Source organism: Paracoccus shanxieyensis, from assembly GCF_009711265.1.
In the GTDB taxonomy this organism is placed as follows: Bacteria; Pseudomonadota; Alphaproteobacteria; order Rhodobacterales; family Rhodobacteraceae; genus Paracoccus; species Paracoccus shanxieyensis.
In genome coordinates, this window is record NZ_WMII01000026.1 from 15,696 (window position 1) to 35,270 (window position 19,575).

General features: G+C 63.0%; 18 protein-coding genes. 12 read left to right on the forward strand and 6 right to left on the reverse strand.

The window, feature by feature from the left end; genetic code table 11:
* Positions 1-11 precede the first annotated feature (11 nt).
* The 3 genes from GL284_RS18620 to nspC all read right to left on the reverse strand — a co-directional run bounded on the left by GL284_RS18620 (position 12) and on the right by nspC (position 3,823).
* Positions 12-1,349 carry an AI-2E family transporter gene (locus GL284_RS18620; protein WP_230383521.1) on the reverse strand — a complete coding sequence of 446 codons (1,338 nt, stop codon included), beginning with the start codon at positions 1,347-1,349 and terminating at the stop codon, positions 12-14.
* A gap of 86 nt (positions 1,350-1,435) precedes the next feature.
* Positions 1,436-2,659 carry a saccharopine dehydrogenase family protein gene (locus GL284_RS18625; protein ID WP_155045998.1) on the reverse strand — a complete coding sequence of 408 codons (1,224 nt, stop codon included), beginning with the start codon at positions 2,657-2,659 and terminating at the stop codon, positions 1,436-1,438.
* A 57-nt stretch (positions 2,660-2,716) separates the two neighbouring features.
* Positions 2,717-3,823, reverse strand: coding sequence for a carboxynorspermidine decarboxylase (gene nspC, locus GL284_RS18630; RefSeq protein WP_155045999.1), 1,107 nt, complete (start codon positions 3,821-3,823; stop codon positions 2,717-2,719).
* 233 nt (positions 3,824-4,056) lie between these two features.
* On the opposite strand from nspC, the gene GL284_RS18635 reads away from it, so the two are divergent.
* Positions 4,057-4,977: a VaFE repeat-containing surface-anchored protein gene (locus GL284_RS18635; protein ID WP_155046000.1), complete on the forward strand. Its 921-nt coding sequence runs from the start codon at positions 4,057-4,059 to the stop codon at positions 4,975-4,977.
* A 30-nt stretch (positions 4,978-5,007) separates the two neighbouring features.
* On the opposite strand, the gene iscR is transcribed toward GL284_RS18635, so the two are convergent.
* Positions 5,008-5,466: a Fe-S cluster assembly transcriptional regulator IscR gene (gene iscR, locus GL284_RS18640; protein ID WP_155046001.1), complete on the reverse strand. Its 459-nt coding sequence runs from the start codon at positions 5,464-5,466 to the stop codon at positions 5,008-5,010.
* 167 nt (positions 5,467-5,633) lie between these two features.
* On the opposite strand from iscR, the gene GL284_RS18645 reads away from it, so the two are divergent.
* From GL284_RS18645 to GL284_RS18680, 8 genes are all read left to right on the forward strand, one after another.
* Positions 5,634-6,293: an alpha/beta hydrolase gene (locus tag GL284_RS18645; RefSeq protein WP_155046002.1), complete on the forward strand. Its 660-nt coding sequence runs from the start codon at positions 5,634-5,636 to the stop codon at positions 6,291-6,293.
* 14 nt (positions 6,294-6,307) lie between these two features.
* Positions 6,308-7,432: an HD domain-containing protein gene (locus GL284_RS18650; RefSeq protein ID WP_155046003.1), complete on the forward strand. Its 1,125-nt coding sequence runs from the start codon at positions 6,308-6,310 to the stop codon at positions 7,430-7,432.
* A 101-nt stretch (positions 7,433-7,533) separates the two neighbouring features.
* Positions 7,534-8,748, forward strand: a complete 1,215-nt coding sequence (locus GL284_RS18655) for an NADP-dependent isocitrate dehydrogenase (protein WP_155046004.1) — start codon at positions 7,534-7,536, stop codon at positions 8,746-8,748.
* 176 nt (positions 8,749-8,924) lie between these two features.
* Positions 8,925-9,593, forward strand: a complete 669-nt coding sequence (gene purQ / locus GL284_RS18660; RefSeq protein WP_155046005.1) for a phosphoribosylformylglycinamidine synthase subunit PurQ — start codon at positions 8,925-8,927, stop codon at positions 9,591-9,593.
* A gap of 129 nt (positions 9,594-9,722) precedes the next feature.
* Entirely contained in the window at positions 9,723-11,468 is a 1,746-nt protein-coding gene (locus GL284_RS18665) for a sensor histidine kinase (RefSeq protein ID WP_230383176.1), read from the forward strand.
* Positions 11,469-11,489: 21 nt separating this feature from the next.
* Positions 11,490-12,815, forward strand: a complete 1,326-nt coding sequence (locus GL284_RS18670; protein WP_155046007.1) for a sigma-54-dependent transcriptional regulator — start codon at positions 11,490-11,492, stop codon at positions 12,813-12,815.
* Positions 12,816-13,292: 477 nt separating this feature from the next.
* The gene (locus tag GL284_RS18675; RefSeq protein ID WP_155046008.1) at positions 13,293-15,908 is read left to right on the forward strand and encodes an Rne/Rng family ribonuclease; all 2,616 of its coding nucleotides are present in this window, start codon (positions 13,293-13,295) and stop codon (positions 15,906-15,908) included.
* A 77-nt stretch (positions 15,909-15,985) separates the two neighbouring features.
* Positions 15,986-16,729 carry a cytochrome c biogenesis CcdA family protein gene (locus GL284_RS18680; RefSeq protein WP_155046009.1) on the forward strand — a complete coding sequence of 248 codons (744 nt, stop codon included), beginning with the start codon at positions 15,986-15,988 and terminating at the stop codon, positions 16,727-16,729.
* A gap of 23 nt (positions 16,730-16,752) precedes the next feature.
* On the opposite strand, the gene GL284_RS18685 is transcribed toward GL284_RS18680, so the two are convergent.
* The gene (locus GL284_RS18685; RefSeq protein WP_155046010.1) at positions 16,753-17,550 is read right to left on the reverse strand and encodes an enoyl-CoA hydratase; all 798 of its coding nucleotides are present in this window, start codon (positions 17,548-17,550) and stop codon (positions 16,753-16,755) included.
* Positions 17,551-17,622: 72 nt separating this feature from the next.
* On the opposite strand from GL284_RS18685, the gene GL284_RS18690 reads away from it, so the two are divergent.
* From GL284_RS18690 to rpsI, 3 genes are all read left to right on the forward strand, one after another.
* Entirely contained in the window at positions 17,623-18,033 is a 411-nt protein-coding gene (locus GL284_RS18690; protein ID WP_155046011.1) for a PaaI family thioesterase, read from the forward strand.
* Positions 18,034-18,177: 144 nt separating this feature from the next.
* Positions 18,178-18,642, forward strand: coding sequence for a 50S ribosomal protein L13 (gene rplM, locus GL284_RS18695; protein WP_155046012.1), 465 nt, complete (start codon positions 18,178-18,180; stop codon positions 18,640-18,642).
* A gap of 3 nt (positions 18,643-18,645) precedes the next feature.
* Positions 18,646-19,125, forward strand: a complete 480-nt coding sequence (gene rpsI, locus GL284_RS18700; protein ID WP_155046013.1) for a 30S ribosomal protein S9 — start codon at positions 18,646-18,648, stop codon at positions 19,123-19,125.
* Positions 19,126-19,133: 8 nt separating this feature from the next.
* On the opposite strand, the gene GL284_RS21385 is transcribed toward rpsI, so the two are convergent.
* A partial coding sequence (locus GL284_RS21385; RefSeq protein WP_196217078.1) for a hypothetical protein occupies positions 19,134-19,575 on the reverse strand: 442 nt, incomplete at its 5' end.

Consider the following 19,575-nt stretch of genomic DNA (forward strand, 5'->3'; position numbering starts at 1 on the left):
AGATGGGAATGTCACTTGCCCGACACAATCGCACTCCGGTCGGGCGCGCCCCGGTCGGGCGGTGAGGTTTCCTCATCCTCATCGGACAGCGCCGGGGGATCCTCTCCGGCAAGGAAATTGCCGAATTTCTCAAGTCCCGGGATGTGGTCTGCCAGCACGCGCATGACCACAAGGATCGGCACGGCGACGATCATGCCGATCACCGACCACAGCCACGCCCACAGCGCTACGGTCAGAAACACCACCACGGTGTTCAGTTGCAGTTTGCGCGACACGAAATAGGGCGTGATCAACTGCCCCTCAAGCGAGGTCAGGCCCAGATAGGTCAACCCGACCATCAGCGGCGTGAACAGGTCGTCGAAGACGAAGACACCGACCAGCGTGGCGATCAGGACGCCGCTGACCGCGCCCAGATAGGGGATGAAGTTCAAAAGGAAGGCCGCGACCCCGAACAGCATCGGGCTGGGCAGGCCCCATGCCCACATCGCAAGCCCGATGGCGATGCCAAGGCCCGCATTGATCAGGGTGATCGCGCCCAGATAATCGCCCAGCCGTTCCTCGATCTCGCGCAGGGCAAGGTATGAGGCGCGCTTCTCGCTCATCCTTGGGAAGCTTTGCACGATCTTCAGATACAGCAGATCCCCGGAGGAGAGCAGGAAGAACAGCATGAACAGCGTGAAGATGATCTGACCCACGAAGGCCGGGCCGAACTCCATTGCGCCCAGCAAGGCCGAGGATTGCGGCGTCGTGTTGACCTCGACCTGAATATGCTGGTCGGCGGGCTGCGGCGTGCCGGGGGTGGGCACGCTGGTGACGGTGCCGGTCACGGTGCCTGTGACGTTTGCGGTGGGATCGACCGCGCCCGCCAGCGGGTTCTGCGGGGTCGACTGGCCACTCGACGGACCCGAGGAGCCACCGCCGCCGCCCGTCAACTCGTCGATCTTGGCGGCGGCGCGTTCCAGCCCTTTGAAATTGCTGCGCAGATCCTCGAACCGCTGTTCCAGCCGGTATTCGATCAGCGATGAATTGTCGATCAGCCGGTTGACCGGACCCGAGACGATGAAGCCGATGACCGAGACCAGAACGACCAGCCCCAGCGACACCACGGTCGCCGTGATCACCGGGGCGATGCCCCAACGCTCCATCAGGCGGCGAAACGGCGAAAACACGAAGAACAAAAGAAATGCCAGCGTCACCGGCATCAGGAAGGCGCGGGCCTGCGCGAAAAAGCTGAACATCAGCAGCAGGAAGATCCCGATCACCGCCCAGTTCGCGACGCGCGGCAGGCTTTGCCGATCGGGTGGCTCGGAAAACGGAAACATATGGTTCGGATTTTGTGGTGACATCATGTTCCCCAAGCGCGCCTGCCGGAAAACGAAAAACCCCGCAGACAGGTTCCTGACTGCGGGGTTGATGTTTTATGGTCGGGCTGCGTTTACAGCGGGTGGTCACCCGTCGCGTCGATCACGCGGGTCGGCAGGCCCAGATCGCCCAGCAGCTCAAGGAAGGGGCGGGCGGGCAAGTCTTCGACATTGGCCATCTTCTTCACGTCCCAGATGCCACGCGCGACAAGGATCGCGGCGGCCACCGGCGGCACGCCAGCGGTATAGCTGATGCCCTGACTGCCGACCTCGTTGAAGGCATCCTTGTGATCGGCGACGTTGTAGATGAAGACCTCGCCGGGTTTGCCATCCTGCGTGCCCTTGACCAGATCGCCGATGCAGGTCTTGCCTTCGTAATCCGCCGCAAGGCTGGAGGGATCGGGCAGCACGGCCTTGACCAGTTTCAGCGGCACGACCTCAAGCCCCTCGGCGGTGGTCACGGGTTTTTCCGACAGCAGGCCAAGGTTCTGCAGCACGGTGAAGACGTTGATGTAATGCGCGCCAAAGCCCATCCAGAACCGCACATCCGCGTCCTTGTAGCGGGCGGACAGACTGTGGACCTCATCATGGCCGGACAGATAGGCGGTCTGTTTGCCGACGACGGGCAGATCCCATTCGCGGCCGACCTCGAACATCTTGTTTTCCTGCCACGCGCCTTTCTGCCAGCTGTAGACGGTGCCGGTGAATTCGCGGAAGTTGATCTCGGGGTCGAAATTCGTGGCGAACCAGCGACCATGCGAGCCGGCGTTGATATCCACGATGTCGATCGAGTCGACCTTGTCGAAATATTCGTCCTCGGCCAGACGGGCATAGGCATTGACCACGCCCGGATCGAAGCCCACGCCCAGAATTGCGGTGATGCCCGCCTTTTCGCACGCCTCGCGGCGCTTCCATTCGTAATTGCCATACCATGGCGGGGTTTCGCAGACCTTGGCGGGATCTTCGTGGATCGCGGTGTCCAGATAGGCCGCGCCGGTGTCGATGCAGCCCTGCAGCACCGTCATGTTCACAAAAGCCGAGCCGACATTGATGACGATCTTGGCGTCGATCTGCCGGATCAGGCTGGCCACGACCTTGCTGTCCATGGCGTCCAGAGAATGCGCGGTAAATTCGACCGTATGGCCTTTTTCACGAATGCCCGTGATGATCTGCTCGGCCTTGCTGACCGTGCGGGATGCGATGTGCAGCGCGCCGAATTCCTTGGCATTCTGCGCCACCTTATGCGCGACCACCTGCGCGACGCCGCCGGCGCCGATGATGAGCACGTTTTTGGCCAATTCGATCTCCTTTTCTTGGCAGGGAATGTTCCGTCGGGGGCTCTCTGGCTTGTGTTTTCAGGACAGGCTGGATTTGTAATCGTCGTAGGTGAACCGGCGGACTTCGCGGATCGTTCCGTTTTCGTCCCGGATGGCAATGGCGGGCATCGGCACGCCGTTGAACCAGTTTTTCTTGACCATGGTATAGCCCGCCGCATCGGCGATGCTGATGCGCGAGCCGACCTGCAAGGGCTGCGCAAAGCGCGCCTCGCCGAAGATATCGCCCGCAAGGCAGGTCTTTCCGGCGATCTGATAGGCGTGCTGGCCATCCTGCGGCAGCTTGGCGGTTTCGCGATAGATCAGCAGGTCCAGCATATGCGCCTCGATGCTGCTGTCGACGATGGCCACGTCCTTGCCGTTATGGATCAGGTCCAGAACGGTGACTTCAAGGCTGGCGGATCTGGTGATGCTGGCCTCGCCCGGTTCAAGGAAAAGCTGCACGCCGAATTTCTGCTGGAACGCCTTGAGCCGCGCGGCCAGTTTCTCCAGCGGATAGCCGTCGCCGGTGAAGTGGATGCCGCCGCCAAGGCTGACCCAATCCAGCTTTTCAAGTAAACCGCCGAATTCGGCCTCGATCCGCGACAGTTGCGCATCGAACAGATCGAAATCGCCGTTTTCGCAATTATAGTGGATCATCACGCCGCTGATGCGGTCCAGCGCCTGTTCCAGCTTGGGCAGATCCCATTCGCCAAGACGCGAGAACGGCCGCGCCGGATCCGCCAGATCGAAGCCAGAGGTGGAAAAGCGCGGGTTCAGGCGCAGGCCCATCTTGATGCCGCGCGCCGCCGCCTTGTCGGAGTAGCGGTCAAGCTGGCCCAGACTGTTGAAGATGATCTTGTCGGCGTAACCCAACGCCTCGTCGATTTCGTGATCGGCCCATGCGACGGAATAGGCATGGGTCTCGGCCCCGAATTCCTCATGGCCCAGCCGCAGCTCGAACAGCGAGGATGAGGTCGTGCCGTCCATGAAGGGGCGCATGAAATCGAACGCGCCCCATGTGGCAAAGCATTTCAGCGCCAGCAGGCATTTCACGCCCGATTGTTCGCGCAAGGACTGGATGCGCTGCATGTTCACCCGCAGTTTTGCAAGGTCGATCAGATAGTAAGGCGTTTGCAGATCGGACATGGCGCGTATCCCTTGAAGCGGCGGGTCGGATGAACCCGGTCATTTAGGCCCCCCATGCGGATTTCGCAAGGAAAGGTGACGGCGGCGTGACGCCGGGCCGTGGTTTCCGCCGATCGTGAAGTCACGACCCCGCGACGGATTCCCGCCGCTGGGCAGGGCCATTCCGGCGGCCTGCCGCCGTCGGGAATTGCGCGGCTTGAACGGACGGGTCTGAAATTCTAACTGCTGCCGCCATGAACACACATAAAAGACTTAACGTCCCGACGGTCGCTGCGCTGGTCCTGCTGGGCCTGATGCAGCCTGCCCTTGCCACCCCGCCCGCAAGCGACACCAAGGCCGCCCAAGGCGTGTCGTTGACCAGCCTCGTGGTCGAGGATGCCGATGAAAACCGCTTCTTTCTGCGCACCGGCGGGATTGCCCGCGACGATGTGACCTATGACGGTGTGACGCCCGGCCACAGCTATACGCTTGTCGCGCAGCTTTACCATCTGGGCACGCAGGAATTGACCGGCGCGCCGGTTCTGGACACCCTGACGCCCGATGCGGCCAGCGGCCAGACCAGTGTCATGCTGCCGGTTCCGGCCAATCGCACGCGGTTCAATGTGGATTACGCGGTGTATCTGACGCTGTATGAAGGTCAGGTCGATCCGGCATCTGTGGCCGATGCCACGCCGCTGGCCGAGATCCGCGACACCGAAAGCGAAGCCACCGTCATTCAGGTCCATGCCGTCCAGCGCGTGACCGTGACCGCAGCAGACGCCGCTGACGGCGACCGCGCGCTGCCCGGCAAGGGCGGCAGCATCGCGGCCAGGGTCGATTACGAAAATCTGGTCGAGGGCTATCCCTACACGATCTGGGGCGAGTTGATGAAGACCTCGGGCCAATCCACCGGCATCTTTGCCAGCATCGCCGATTACCGGCCCAAGGGAAAGAATGGCAGCGTGACGCTGGAATTCACCGTGCCCGACGGGTTCGAGGGCGTGGAACTGGTGCCCTCGGTCGGGCTGTATCACATGAAGCGCGTGAGCATCGGCCAGAATGGCGGGCTGCAGATCCTGCCCGATGCGCCGAACCCGGTGATGATCGCCTCGGACCCCAATCTGAACGTGCCGGCAAAGACCATCGCCATCGGCACGCTGTTTCAGGAAGACTGACACCCAAAGGTGCGGCGGAATGGCCGTGCCTTAGTCATCGACGATCGACAGGATCTTGGGCAGGGCGGGGCAGGGCAGAAGCTGGTTCTTGGCCACGTCGGCCAGCGTGTGATTGTGCAGAAAGACATAGACATGCGCCGAAAGCCCCTCCCACAGACGATTGGACAGGGTTTGCGCGCGGGATCCGGAAATCCCGCCCGACGCGCCCGCGCCGACATGCAGCGCGCTCACGGTTTCGTCGACCGCCTCAAGGATATCGGCAACGCGGATCGTCTCGGGGGCCTTGGCCAGACGGTAGCCGCCGCCCGGACCACGCACCGATTCGACCAGCCCCGACCGGCGCAGCCGCACGAAAAGCTGTTCAAGATAGGGCAGCGAGATGTCCTGCCGCTTCGAGATCTCGGCCAGCGAGGTCAGGTCTTCGTTCTTCGCAATCGCCAGATCTACCAGCGCGACCATGGCATAACGGCCTTTGGTGGACAGTTTCATCGTTGCCTCCTGTGTTGACGCAAGGCAGCCTTCGGGCTAATCCGCCAGCGCTGTCTTGACAGCGTCTTGCCTGTGCCGGTCTTGCTTGATTCAGCCGCGCTTCCCAGATTGACGATCTAGAGCCGCGCCGTCACAGGGTCAAGAAACCCGCGTTCCAAAGGAAGCCCATGCCCGAACTGATTTTCCCCGGTCCCGAAGGTCGTCTTGAGGGGCGCTATCACGCGCAAGCAAATCCGGACGCGCCCATCGCGATCATCCTGCATCCGCATCCGCAATATGGCGGCACGATGAACAACCGGGTCGTCTATAACCTGCATTACGCCTTCCACCGCATGGGCTTTACCGTCATGCGCTTCAATTTCCGGGGCGTGGGCCGGTCGCAGGGCGAATTCGATCAGGGCATCGGCGAATTGTCAGACGCTGCCTCGGCGCTGGATTATCTGCAGGCGATGAACCCCAACAGCAAGCATTGCTGGGTCGCGGGCTTCAGCTTCGGCGCGTGGATCGGCATGCAGCTTCTGATGCGCCGTCCCGAGATCACCGGTTTCATCAGCGTGGCCCCGCCCGCGAACATGTATGATTTCAGCTTCCTTGCGCCTTGCCCGTCTTCGGGTCTGATCATCAACGGCACCGCCGACCGGGTGGCGCCGCCGAAGGATACGCATACGCTGGTCGGCAAGCTGCGCGAGCAGAAGGGCATCACCATCACCCATGATGAAATCGAGGGTGCGGACCACTTCTTCCGCGACGATGAGACCCATATGAAGCCGATGATCGACACGGTGCAGACCTATGTGCGTCGCCGCCTGACCGAAAGCTCGCGCTGAAAGGTGCACCCCGCATGACCGATCTGACCCGCCGTTTTGCCTTTCTGAATGAGGCCGACAGGCTGAAGTCAGTGGATCGTGCGAATGTGCTGATGGATCTGTCGCGCGCGGAAAACAGCGCCGAGCACAGCTGGCATGTGGCGCTGTATGCGCTGGTCTTCGGCGGCTCGGACCGGGCGCTGGCGATGATCCTGCTGCATGAACTGGTCGAGATCGACACCGGCGATCATCCGATCCATCTGGATCACGACCTGCCCGCAGTGGCTGCCGCCGAACAGGCGGCGGCGCGGCGGCTGTTTGCCATGCTGCCCGATGGCGCGCCGCTTCTGGCGCTGTGGCAGGAATTCGAGGCGGGCGAAACCGACGATGCCCGCTTTGCCAAGCGCGTCGATCACATCCAGCCGCTGTTTCAGGTGCTGAGCGCGCCCGAACCCCTGCCCGAGCATCTGCAGGTCGTGCGCGACAATCTGGCCAAGGGCCGCGCCGCGCGGCTGCGCGACGAATGGCCCGACGCGATCAAGGCCGCGCAGGCGCTGCTGGACGGCCAGCCCGTGCCGCCCGGCATGGCGGGGCCGCTGGCCTTTCTGGCCGAGGCGGACCGGCTGAAATCCGTTTACCGCGCCAGCGAGCTTTGCGATGCCTCGCGCAAGGAAAACAGCGCCGAACACAGCTGGCATCTGGCGCTTTACGCGCTGATCATGTCGCCCTTCGCCACGGCAGAGGTGCAGATCGGCCGCGTCATCCGCATGCTGATCCTGCATGATCTGGTCGAGATCGACACCGGCGATGTGCCGATCCACGCGCAGGGCGGCGCAGCGCATCACAGCGCCGGGCAGATGGCTGCCGAAGATGCGGCAGCCGACCGCCTGTTCGGCATGCTGCCCGCGGCGCTGGGTCAGGATCTGCGCGCGCTATGGGCCGAGTTCGAGGCGAATGAGAGCGCCGATGCGGTCTTTGCCAAATCGCTGGATCGTGCCCAGCCGGTGATGCAGAACATCGCCTCGGGCGGGGGATCGTGGGCGGCCTATGACGTGACCTATGATCAACTGGTCGAGCGGGTGGGCGTGCGCATCCAGCGCGGTGCGCCTGCGCTTTGGGACTGGCTGTCGGAAAGCGCGCAGGTCTATTTTCAGCGCTGATCTGGTGCGATTGGCCGGTATGCAATTGCATACACGTCTTTTCCTTTGCGCCGATAGCGGATATACGGCGCACAGCCGAATCCTAACCGAAGGGACCACCCATGTCGAAGATCAAGGTAGCCAATCCTGTCGTCGAACTCGACGGCGACGAGATGACCCGGATCATCTGGGACTTTATCAAGCAAAAGCTGATCCTGCCCTATCTGGACGTGGACCTGAAATATTACGATCTGGGCATCGAGGAGCGTGACCGCACCGAAGACCAGATCACCATCGACGCGGCCAACGCCATCAAGCAATACGGCGTGGGCGTGAAATGCGCCACCATCACCCCGGACGAACAGCGGGTCGAGGAATTCGGCCTGAAGAAGATGTGGAAATCGCCCAACGGCACCATCCGCAACATTCTGGGCGGCGTGATCTTCCGCGAGCCGATCATCTGCAAGAACGTGCCGCGTCTGGTGCCGCATTGGACCAAGCCCGTCATCGTTGGCCGTCACGCCTTTGGCGATCAGTACAAGGCCACCGATTTCCGCTTCCCCGGCAAGGGCAAGCTGACGATCAAATTCGTCGGCGAAGACGGCGAGACGATCGAGCATGAGATGTTTGACGCGCCGTCCTCGGGCGTGGCGATGGGCATGTACAACCTGGACGATTCGATCCGCGATTTCGCCCGCGCCAGCATGAACTATGGTCTGCAGCGCGGCTTCCCGGTCTATCTGTCGACCAAGAACACCATTCTGAAAGCCTATGACGGCCGCTTCAAGGATCTGTTCCAGGAGGTCTATGACGCCGAATTCGTCGATCAGTTCAAGAAAGCCGGCATCCATTACGAGCACCGGCTGATCGACGACATGGTGGCCTCGAACCTGAAATGGTCGGGCGGCTATGTCTGGGCGTGCAAGAACTATGACGGCGACGTGCAGTCCGATACCGTCGCGCAGGGCTTCGGTTCGCTGGGGCTGATGACCTCGGTGCTGATGACGCCCGATGGCAAGACCGTCGAGGCCGAGGCCGCGCATGGCACGGTGACGCGCCATTACCGCGAGCATCAGAAGGGCAACCAGACCTCGACCAACTCGATCGCGTCGATCTTTGCCTGGACCGGCGGCCTGAAGCACCGCGCCAATCTGGACGACAACGCGGCGCTGCTGAACTTTGCCAATACGCTGGAGCGTGTGACGGTTGCGGCGGTGGAAGACGGCCACATGACCAAGGATCTGGCTTTGCTGGTCGGCCCCGATCAGAAATGGCTGACCACCATGGGCTATCTGGAAAAGGTCGACGAATATCTGAACAAGGCGCTGGCGGGCTGATCCGCCGAAGGCAGGGGCCGGGGGAAACCTCCGGCCCTTTTTCATTGCCGTTCGCCCGGTTGCCGGGCTTGGCGATGGGTATTTGGAAAACAAGGAGGCCTGCCTTGTGCGCGAAGGCTTAACAGTTGCCGCGCATTGCAGTATGGCAAGCCGCAACATCTAGCCGGAGTCGCCCCATGAAAGCCGCCGTCATCACCTTTCCCGGATCGAATTGCGACCGCGACCTTGCCGTTGCGCTGACGAAGGCGGGGGCGGATGTGACGCGCGTCTGGCACAAGGATCAGGATTTGCCGCAAGGGACGGATCTGGTGGCGGTGCCGGGCGGGTTTTCCTTTGGTGACTATCTGCGCTGCGGCGCGATTGCGGCGCATTCGCCGATTGCCGCTGCGGTTCGGACCCATGCCGAGCGCGGCGGTTTCGTGCTGGGTATCTGCAACGGCTTTCAGGTTCTGACCGAGTTGAACCTGCTGCCCGGCGCGTTGATGCGCAATTCCGGGCTGCAATTCATCTGCCGCGAGGTCGGCTTGACCGTTGCCACGGCGGACAGCGCCTATACCTCGGGCTATGCCAAGGGGCAGGTGATCCGTGTGCCGGTCGCCCATCATGACGGCAATTACCAGATCGATGCCGAGGGGCTGGCCGCATTGCGGGCCGAGGATCGCATCGCCTTTACCTATGCGCCGGGGATCAATGGCTCGGTCAGCGATATTGCGGGCGTGCTGTCGGCCAATCGCCGCGTGCTGGGCATGATGCCGCATCCCGAACGGGCCGCCGATGACGCACTGGGCGGGCGCGACGGCGCGGCGCTGTTTGCATCACTTGTGAACGGGTTTGTGACGGTCTGACTTGAGGCGTTGAGCTTCGCGCATTAGATTGACCCGTGCCCAGCAGGGGGCCCAACAGAGGGGCAATGCCGGAGGCATATGCTGAAAACGGATGGTTCAGGCACGGCGCAGAACGGCGGACAGGCGTCCATGGCCGGTCGCTGGGGCGTGCGCGGCATCATTGCGGCGCTGCTGCTGATTGCCGCTGGCACCATCTGGCTGACGAATAGCTGGCTGTCCGAGCGGTTTTCCGAAAATACCCGCGTGCGGACCGAGTTGCGGTCGGCGCTTTATACCGGCAACCTGCTGTCGGAATTGCAGCGCACCTCGGTCGTGCCGCAATTGCTGGCGCGCGATCCGGCGCTGATCACGGCGCTGTCGGACAATGATTTTTCCGGCACTTCGGCGCGGCTGATCACGGCACAGAAGGAAATCGGCGCGTCCTCGATCCGGCTGTTGGATGCGTCGGGGCGGACGGTGGGATCGACCGACCGCAATCTGATCGGCACGAATTATGTGCAGGAACCGTTTTATGTCGAATCGCTGCGCTCGAAGGATACGGTGTTCACCGTCTCGCCCTCGGCGCAGGGGGGGTATGAGTTTGCCTATTCCCGCGCGGTCGTGGCGGATGGCCGCACGCTGGGCGTCGTGGTCGTGGGGGCGGATCTGACGCGGCTGGTGCGATCATGGGCCGGGATTTCCGATGCGATCGCGGTGACGGACAGTTCCGGGCAGATCATCCTGTCGACCGAGCCGCGCTGGCGCGGTCTGACCCTGCCCGAGGCGCTGGCGGTGCGGTCAGCGCCTTCGGCCATTGCGCGGGCGTTTCAGGTGACGGCGGATTGGGCCGCGCCGCCGGTCGATGCCTATGTGCAGGGCCGCGCGGTGATGCAGGCCGAGACGCGGATCCCCTTCCGTGGCTGGAAGATGATCGCCTTTACCACCTATGATTCGGTGCGCGAGCGGGTGAATGCCGTGCTGGCGCTGGTCATCATGGGCTTTGCCATCCTGCTGGCGGGCGTGTTCTATCTGCTGTCGCGCCGGGCGCGGGTCGAATCCGCCGCCTATATGCGCGAATCCGAGGATCTGCGCGCGCTGAACATGCGTCTGACCCGCGAGATCGCCGAGCGCGAGCGGGTGCAGAAGGAGCTGCGCGTGGCCGAGCAGTCGGTGCAGCAGTCCAGCAAGCTGGCCGCGCTTGGCGAGATGTCGGCGGGCGTCAGCCATGAGTTGAACCAGCCGCTGGCGGCGATGAAGACCTATCTTGCCGGGGCGCGCCTGCTTTTGCAGCGGGGCCGTGGCGAGGAGGCCTTGTCCAGCTTTCAGCGCATCGACGATCTGGTCGAGCGGATGGGCGCGATCACGCGGCAGCTGAAATCCTATGCCCGCAAGGGCGGCGAGGCATTCGAGCCGGTCGATCTGCGCGCGGCGCTGTCCAGCGCGCTGGTCATGATGGAGCCGCAATTGCGCAACCGCACCATCCGGCTGCAGCGCAATATTCCCCGCTATCCGATCATGGTCTATTGCGACCGCATCCGGCTGGAGCAGGTCATCATCAACCTGCTGCGCAATGCCATCGACGCCATCAAGCCGGTGCGCGAACCGATGATCGAGATCACGGTCAGCTCTGGCTCTCACGCATTCTTGTCTGTCCGGGATAACGGTCCGGGCGTTTCCGATCTGGAAAAACTCTTTGAACCCTTTTTTACCACCAAGAAGCCCGGCGAAGGCACCGGGCTGGGTCTTGCGATCTCATCCGGGATCGCGGCCGATTTCGGCGGGCGCCTGACCGCGCATAATGCCGAGGGTGATGAAGGGCGGGGAGCTGTCTTCGAACTTGAACTGCCGCTGCACGATCCCAGCCGAAAGGCCGGGACCACGATGGCGGCAGAGTGACATGAGAAAGGTAACGCGCCAATGAGCCGCACGATGAAGATTGCAGTGGTCGATGACGAACCTGATATGCGGGAATCGATCAGCCAGTGGCTGGCCTTGTCGGGGTTCGATTCCGAAACCTTCGCCAGCGCGGATGACGCGCTGAAAGTGATCTCGGCCGATTGGCCGGGGGTGATCATTTCCGATATCCGCATGCCCGGAACCGACGGGATGACCTTTCTGAAGCGTCTGATGGGCATCGATTCGGGGCTGCCGGTCATCATGATCACCGGGCATGGCGATGTGCCGATGGCGGTCGAGGCGATGCGGATCGGCGCCATGGACTTCATGGAAAAGCCCTTCAATCCCGAACGCCTGACCGAGCTGGTCAAGCGCGCCGGGCAGGCCCGCCGCATGACGCTGGACAACCGCGCGCTGCGCCGCGATCTGTCGGAAGGCCAGCAGGTGATGTCGAAGCTGATCGGGGCAAGCCCGGTCATGGACCGCCTGCGCGAGGATATCCTTGATTTGGGCCAGGCCGATGGCCATGTGCTGATCGACGGCGAAACCGGCACGGGCAAGACGCTGGTGGCCCATGCGCTGCATGCCGTGGGACCGCGCGCCAGCAAGAAATTCGTGCCGATCTCCTGCGCGGCCTATAACGATGAGGTGCTGGCCGGAAAGCTGTTCGGGCCGGTCGAAAACGGTCTGCCCGCCGTCGAGGAAGCGCGCGGCGGCACGCTGTGTCTTGAGGATATCGAGGCGCTTTCCGACGGGCTGCAGGCCCGCCTGCTGGCCTTTATCGCCGAGCAGGGCACGCCTGCGGAAACCCGGATCATCGCGATTTCCAATGCGCGCGGCGAGGGTCGCAAGGCCGAGGATTCGCTGCGTCCCGACCTGTTCTACCGCCTGACCGCGCTGAAGATCACCCTGCCGCCGCTGCGGTCGCGGGGCGAGGATATCCTGGCGCTGTTCACCCGCATGACCGAGCAGTTCAGCGAGGAATATGGCTGCGAGCCGCCGCAGGTCACCGCGCAGGAAGCCGCCCAGCTTTTGCAGGCGCCATGGCCGGGCAATGTGCGCCAGCTGATCAACGTGGCCGAGCGTGCGGTCTTGCAGAACCGCCGTGGTTCTGGGTCGATCGCGTCCTTGCTGATGGCCGATGGCGAGGAAACGCAGGAAGCCACCACGACCGAGGGCAAGCCGCTGAAGGAATATGTCGAAAGCTTCGAGAAGATGCTGATCGACAACACGATGCGCCGCCACAAGGGCAGCATCGCTGCGGTCATGGACGAATTGTGCCTGCCGCGCCGGACGCTGAACGAAAAGATGGCCAAATACGGGCTGAGCCGCAGCGACTATCTGTGACATTGCCGCCCGCGCGCGTGGTCGCCGCGCGGGCCGGATATCGCCCGCCAGCGGCGCAAGGTGAAAAACCCATTGTAACTGCGCGGGCTTCCCAGCTATCTTGCCAGTCAAGGGGTGGTTGCAATCATCGGTTGACCGCTGATCGCCATGACCCCCGCCAGTTTCGCAGCGCTTTCCCCAGCCGTGACACGAGGACGTGCCGGTGGTGCAAAGCGCGAGAAAATCCACGTCCATGCCCCAAGGGGCCTCTGGGCAACAATGATCGTCGTCCGGGCTGCCCTTTGGGTTGGACCGGGCAGGAAAGGTAATGAGACGCGATGGATCGCGCAGCGCAGCTTGAACGCGAACGGTGTCAGGGGATAGCCCCCGGCGCCGCGCTTGCTGCTGTTTGCCCGAGGCGTTGCGTCCAATCATCCAGCAGCCGTTCGATTTCACCGCCGTTGCGCGGATCCGGTCGGCTGCGCGAAAGTCGGATATATGTCAAAGAAAATGCTGATCGACGCCACGCATGCCGAGGAAACTCGGGTCGTCGTGGTCGATGGAACCAAGGTCGAAGAATTTGATTTCGAGACCGTCAACAAGCGGCAGCTTGCGGGCAACATCTACCTGGCCAAGATAACGCGGGTCGAACCCTCGTTGCAGGCGGCCTTCGTGGATTACGGCGGAAACCGTCACGGGTTTCTGGCCTTCGCGGAAATCCATCCGGATTATTATCAGATCCCCGCAGCGGACCGTCAGGCCCTGCTGGAGGAAGAGCGCGCCGCCGCCGCTGCCGAAAGCGAAGAGGCCGAAAAGCCCAAGCGCAATTCGCGCCGCCGCAAATCCTCGCGTCCCGCCGCCGCCGAAAGCGGTGATGCGGTCGTGTCCGAGGACATCGCAGGCATGGCGGTCGTCGATCTGACCGAGGGCGAGACCGACCCGGTCGATCTGATCGAGAACGCGACCGCTGCGGCCGACCCGGCGCAGGACGATCAGGCGCACGATCACCACGATGAGCCGGCGCATGAAGACGACGCCATCGAGTCGGTGGCCGATGAGGACGTGACCGAAGAGATCCGCGCCCCGAAAAAGCCGCGTGCGCGCCGTTACAAGATCCAGGAAGTCATCAAGGTCCGGCAGATCATGCTGGTCCAGGTCGTCAAGGAAGAGCGTGGCAACAAGGGTGCGGCGCTGACCACATATCTGTCGCTGGCGGGTCGCTATTGCGTGCTGATGCCCAATACCGCCCGCGGTGGCGGCATCTCGCGCAAGATTACCGTGGCCGCCGACCGCAAGAAGCTGAAGGAAATCGCGTCCGAGCTGGAGGTGCCGGAAGGCGCGGGCCTGATCATCCGCACCGCGGGCAGTCAGCGCACCCGGACCGAGATCCGCCGCGACTATGAATATCTGATGCGGCTGTGGGAACAGATCCGCGAGCTGACCTTCAAGTCCATCGCGCCCGCGCCGGTCTATGAGGAAGGCGACCTGATCAAGCGGACCATCCGCGACATCTATTCCAAAGAGATCGACGAGGTTCTGGTCGAAGGCGATCGTGGCTATCGCACGGCCAAGGACTTCATGAAGATGATCATGCCGTCCCACGCCAAGAACGTGAAGCATTACGCCGATCAGATGCCGCTTTACGCGCGCTATCAGGTGGAAAGCTATCTGGCGGGCATGTTCAACCCGGTCGTGCAGCTGAAATCCGGCGGCTATATCGTCATCGGCGTGACCGAGGCGCTGGTCGCCATCGACGTGAACTCGGGCCGGGCCACCAAGGAAGGCTCGATCGAAGACACCGCGCTGAAGACCAACCTTGAGGCCGCCGAGGAAATTGCCCGGCAGTTGCGTCTGCGTGACCTTGCCGGTCTGATCGTCATCGACTTCATCGACATGGAAGAGCGCAAGAACAATGCCTCTGTCGAGAAGCGCTTCAAGGACAAGCTGAAAACCGACCGCGCACGGATTCAGGTCGGCCGCATCTCGGGCTTTGGCCTGATGGAGATGTCGCGTCAGCGCCTGCGTCCGGGGATGCTGGAATCGACCACGCAGCCTTGCCCGCATTGCCATGGCACCGGCCTGATCCGTTCGGATGACAGCCTTGCCCTGACCATCCTGCGCGCCATCGAGGAAGAGGGCACCCGCAAGCGGTCGCGCGAAGTGCTGGTGAAAGCGCCCATCGCCGTCGCCAACTTCCTGATGAACGCCAAGCGCGAACACATCGCCAATATCGAGGCGCGTTATGGCATGTCGGTGCGGGTCGAGGCTGATCCGACGCTGATCTCGCCCGACTATGCCATCGAGAAGTTCAAGACCGCGACCCGCAATGTGCCCGAGGTCGTGTCGCCCGTCGTCTCGGTCGATGCCCGGCTGATGGCGCAGATCGACGAGGATGTGGCCGACGACATCGAGGACGAGGACGAGGTCGAAGACACCGCCGCCGCCCCCGTCGAGGAGCCGCGCGCCGAGGATGGCGAGCAGGGTGACGGCAATGGCAAGCGCCGCCGTCGTCGCCGCCGCCGTCGTGGCGGCAAGGGTGGCGATGAGGCCAGTGCCGAGGATAACGGCGCCGAGGATAACGCCGCCGAGGACGCGGCCGAGCAGGACGATCCTGCGGGCGAAGCTGTCGAAATGGCCGAGACGCCGGACGCTGCCGAGACGGCCGAGCAGGGGGGCAAATCGCGCCGCCGCCGCTCGCGTCGCCGCAAGGGCGATGAGGCGGTTGCCGCCGAGACTGTCGAGACCGTTGACGCGGCCGAGATCGTCGAGGTCACAGAGCTGACCACGCTGGAGGTCGAGGCTGCGCCCGAGGCGATCCCCGAGCCGGTGCCTGTCGCCGAAGCTCCGGTCGAGAAAGTCATCGAGCCGCAGGTCGCAGAATCTGCCGAAGTGCCTGCGGAAGACGCGCCTGCCGCGCCCGAGGCTGCGCCCGAGACCGCGGCTGAACCCGCGCCGGAGGCCGAGCCCGAGCCGGAAGCTCAGCCGGTGACGCCGCCTGTCGTGGCCGAAATTCCGGTCCCGGCCCGTCCGCCCGAGCCGGAAGCCGAGCCCGAGCCGGTCGCCGATGAGGCCGATCCGCGGCCCAAGCGTCGCGGCTGGTGGTCCGTGGGCTAAGTGCCCGGTCTGAAATGACATCATAGTGACGGGCGCGGGGCTTTCCCGCGCCTTTCCAATTGCGCAGAGTGGCGGCCATGTTGGGAATCGAACTTGCAGACGCCGCTTTCATGCCTGCCGCGATGGTCGCGCTGCTGGCGGGGATCCTGTCATTCCTGTCGCCCTGCGTGTTGCCGATCGTGCCGCCCTATCTGGCCTATATGACCGGGGTCGGCGTCGGCAGTCTGCGCACCGGCGAACGCAGCGCCGTGGTGCCTGCGCTGTTCTTCGTGCTTGGCCTTTCCACGGTCTTTCTGCTGATGGGCATGGCGGCATCGGCCTTTGGCCGGATCTTTCTGCAATATCAGGACTGGCTGGCCCGCGCCTCGGGCGTGGTCATCATCATCATGGGCCTGCATTTCCTGCGGGTGATCCGCATTCCGTTTCTGGACACCGAGGCGCGGGTCGATGCGGGCGACAAGGGCGGCACCTCGTTCGGGGCCTATGTGCTGGGGCTGGCCTTTGCCTTTGGCTGGACGCCCTGCATCGGGCCGCAACTGGGCATGATCCTGTCGCTGGCCGCCACCGGGGCCGAGGCCGGACGCGGCGCGGCGCTGCTGGCGATCTATGCGCTGGGGCTGGGCATTCCGTTTCTGCTGTCCGCGATCTTCATCGACCGGGCGATGGGCGTGATGAACCGCATCAAGCCGCATCTGAAGCTGATCGAGCGCATCATGGGCGTGCTGCTGGTCGTTGTCGGCATCGCGCTGCTGACCGGCGCTTTCCCGACCTTCGCCTATTGGCTGCTGGAGACCTTTCCCTGGCTGGCCCGGCTGGGCTAATCTCAGGCATTAGCCCCCAGTATTCAGTCCCAGTCCGGCTTGCGTTTTTCCAGAAATGCCTGAATGCCCTCGGCTGTGTCCGCGCGCAGCAGGTTTTCGCAGATCACCGGCCCGGTGCTGGCATAGGCATCTGCCAGCGACATCCCCTGCTGCTGATGAAAGGCGCGCTTGCCCATCCGGATGGCGGCGGGCAGTTTCGCGGCGATGATCTGGGCCAGCGCCATGGTTTCTGCGGTTAGCACATCGGCGGCGACGACGCGGTTGACCAGCCCAAGATCCTGCGCGCGGTCGGCGTCGATGAAATCGCCGGTCACCAGCAGCTCGAACGCGGCGCGGGGCGGGATCGCGCGGCTGAGCGCGACCATCGGCGTGCTGCAGAACAGCCCGATATTCACCCCGTTCACGCCGAAACGCACGCCTTGCGCGGCAACAGCCAGATCGCAGCTTGCGACCAACTGACAGCCCGCAGCTGTGGCGATGCCCTGCACCTCGGCGATGACGGGCTGGGGCAGGGCGGGCAGCTTTTGCATCATGGCGGCACATTGCGCAAAAAGCGTTTCATATGCGGCGCGGCCGCCATCGTCATCACCCCGCGCGGCCTGAAATTCGCGCAGGTCATGACCGGCGCAAAATGCCTTGCCCTGTGCCGCGATGATGACCACGCGCATGTCGCTTTGCGCCAGATCGTCCAGCGCCGCAGACAGGCTGTCGATCATGGCGCGGGACAGCGCGTTGTAATTTGCCGGGCTGTTCAGGATCAGCCGCGCGACATGGCCCTGATCCTGCCGCAGCACCAAGGCATCCTGATTTTCGTCTGTCATGCTCTCCTCCGATCTTGTCCTGCCGTCCTCCGCCCGACAGTCTAGCGGTGGATGGGGCAGGGGGGAACACGCATGGACCGCGCGGCGCTGAACGCATTTCTGGATCGCGAATTTCCGCAGATCGCCGGACAGATCCGCGTCGAGGCGCTTGATCAGGCACTGGTGGCGCGGCTGATCGTCGGCCCGCAGCACCTGCGCCCCGGCGGCACGGTCAGCGGCCCGGCGATCTTTGCGCTGGCCGATGTGGCGATCTATCTCGCGATCCTTGCGCGGATCGGCGAGGTGGCGCTGGCGGTCACCACGAATGCCTCGGTCGATTTCATGCGCAAGCCGCAGGCGGGGCGCGATCTGTTGGCCGATTGCCGTATCCTGAAGCTGGGCCGGACGCTTGCCGTGGGCGAATGCCTGATCCGCTCGGACGGGGGGAGCGATATCGTGGCGCGCTGTTCGATGACATATTCGATTCCGCCAAAACGCGCCTGAAACGGGCGGTTGTGCTGGGGTATTTTAATACCTATTTTGTATCGCTATGAAATCGCTGTGTTATTTCGGTGTCGTCGCGCTTGATTTATGCACGGCTTTCGCCGATACACCGCCATCTCGAATTGCATCCCCAAAGGGAAGACCATGAAAACCTATACCGCGAAACCGGCGGAGATCGAGAAGAAGTGGATCCTGATCGACGCAGAGGGCGTCGTTCTGGGCCGTCTTGCGACGATCGTTGCCATGCGCCTGCGTGGCAAGCACAAGCCGACCTTCACCCCCCACATGGACATGGGCGACAACGTCATCATCATCAACGCCGACAAGGTGCAGATGACCGGCGACAAGCGCGATGCCAAGAAATACTACTGGCACACCGGCCACCCGGGCGGCATCAAGCACCGCACCGCACGTCAGATTCTGGAGGGCGCCCACCCCGAGCGCGTCGTGACCAAGGCTGTCGAGCGCATGATCTCGCGCAACAAGCTGGGCAAGCAGCAGATGACCAATCTGCGCGTCTATGCCGGCGCCGAGCACCCGCATGAGGCCCAGCAGCCCGAAGTTCTGGATGTCAAATCCATGAACCCCAAGAATACCCGGAGCGCGTAAGCCATGTCGGAAGATATCAAGACCCTGGACGACCTGAAATCGGTCACCACCGCAGCCGTCGCTGAAAAGCCCCTGCACGAAGCTCAGCGCGACGCGCTTGGCCGCGCCTATGCCACTGGCAAGCGTAAAGACGCTGTCGCCCGTGTCTGGGTGAAGCCGGGTTCGGGCAAAGTCGTCGTCAACGGCAAGGACATCGCGGAATATTTCGCCCGTCCGGTGCTGCAGATGATCCTGCGCCAGCCGTTCGAGATCGCAGGCGTTGTCGGCCAATACGACGTTTACGCCACCGTTGCCGGTGGTGGTCTGTCGGGTCAGGCCGGTGCGGTGAAGCATGGTATCTCGAAAGCGCTGCAACTGCATGAGCCGTCGCTGCGCGCGGCGCTGAAAGCAGCTGGCTTCCTGACCCGCGACTCGCGCGTTGTCGAACGGAAGAAATACGGCAAGGCGAAAGCCCGTCGCTCGTTCCAGTTCTCGAAGCGCTGATCTGCCTTTCAGAATATCTCTACGAAAACGCGGTCCCTCGGGGCCGCGTTTTTGCTTTCCGGATCGGCGCATTCGGTGAATCGCGCCCCAGCGCTGGCCGATTCCGCGCAAATCCCGTGGCCAGACTGCTGTCCTGTTGGGCGGGCGCGAATTCTCTGCCCAAAGCTGCGACAGAAAAATGACGATAAATCATTGCCTTGATGATTTTTTCGATCCTGACTGCATTTTTCTGCTTGCAAGCTGCACGCGGCATCCGTAAACACCCCTTCACCGAGACGACGGAACGGTCGGAACGGCGGACGGAAAGGGCGCTGAGGCGCAAGGAAGTCTGGAAATTCTGGTGATTTGATGGCTTGAGCGGCGTCGAAGGTTTGGCGCGGTTTGGGTTGTTTTGTTGCCTTTGCTTTTTGACATTGCGAGATATCTGAAGAGATATGCGGGCGGTTCGGT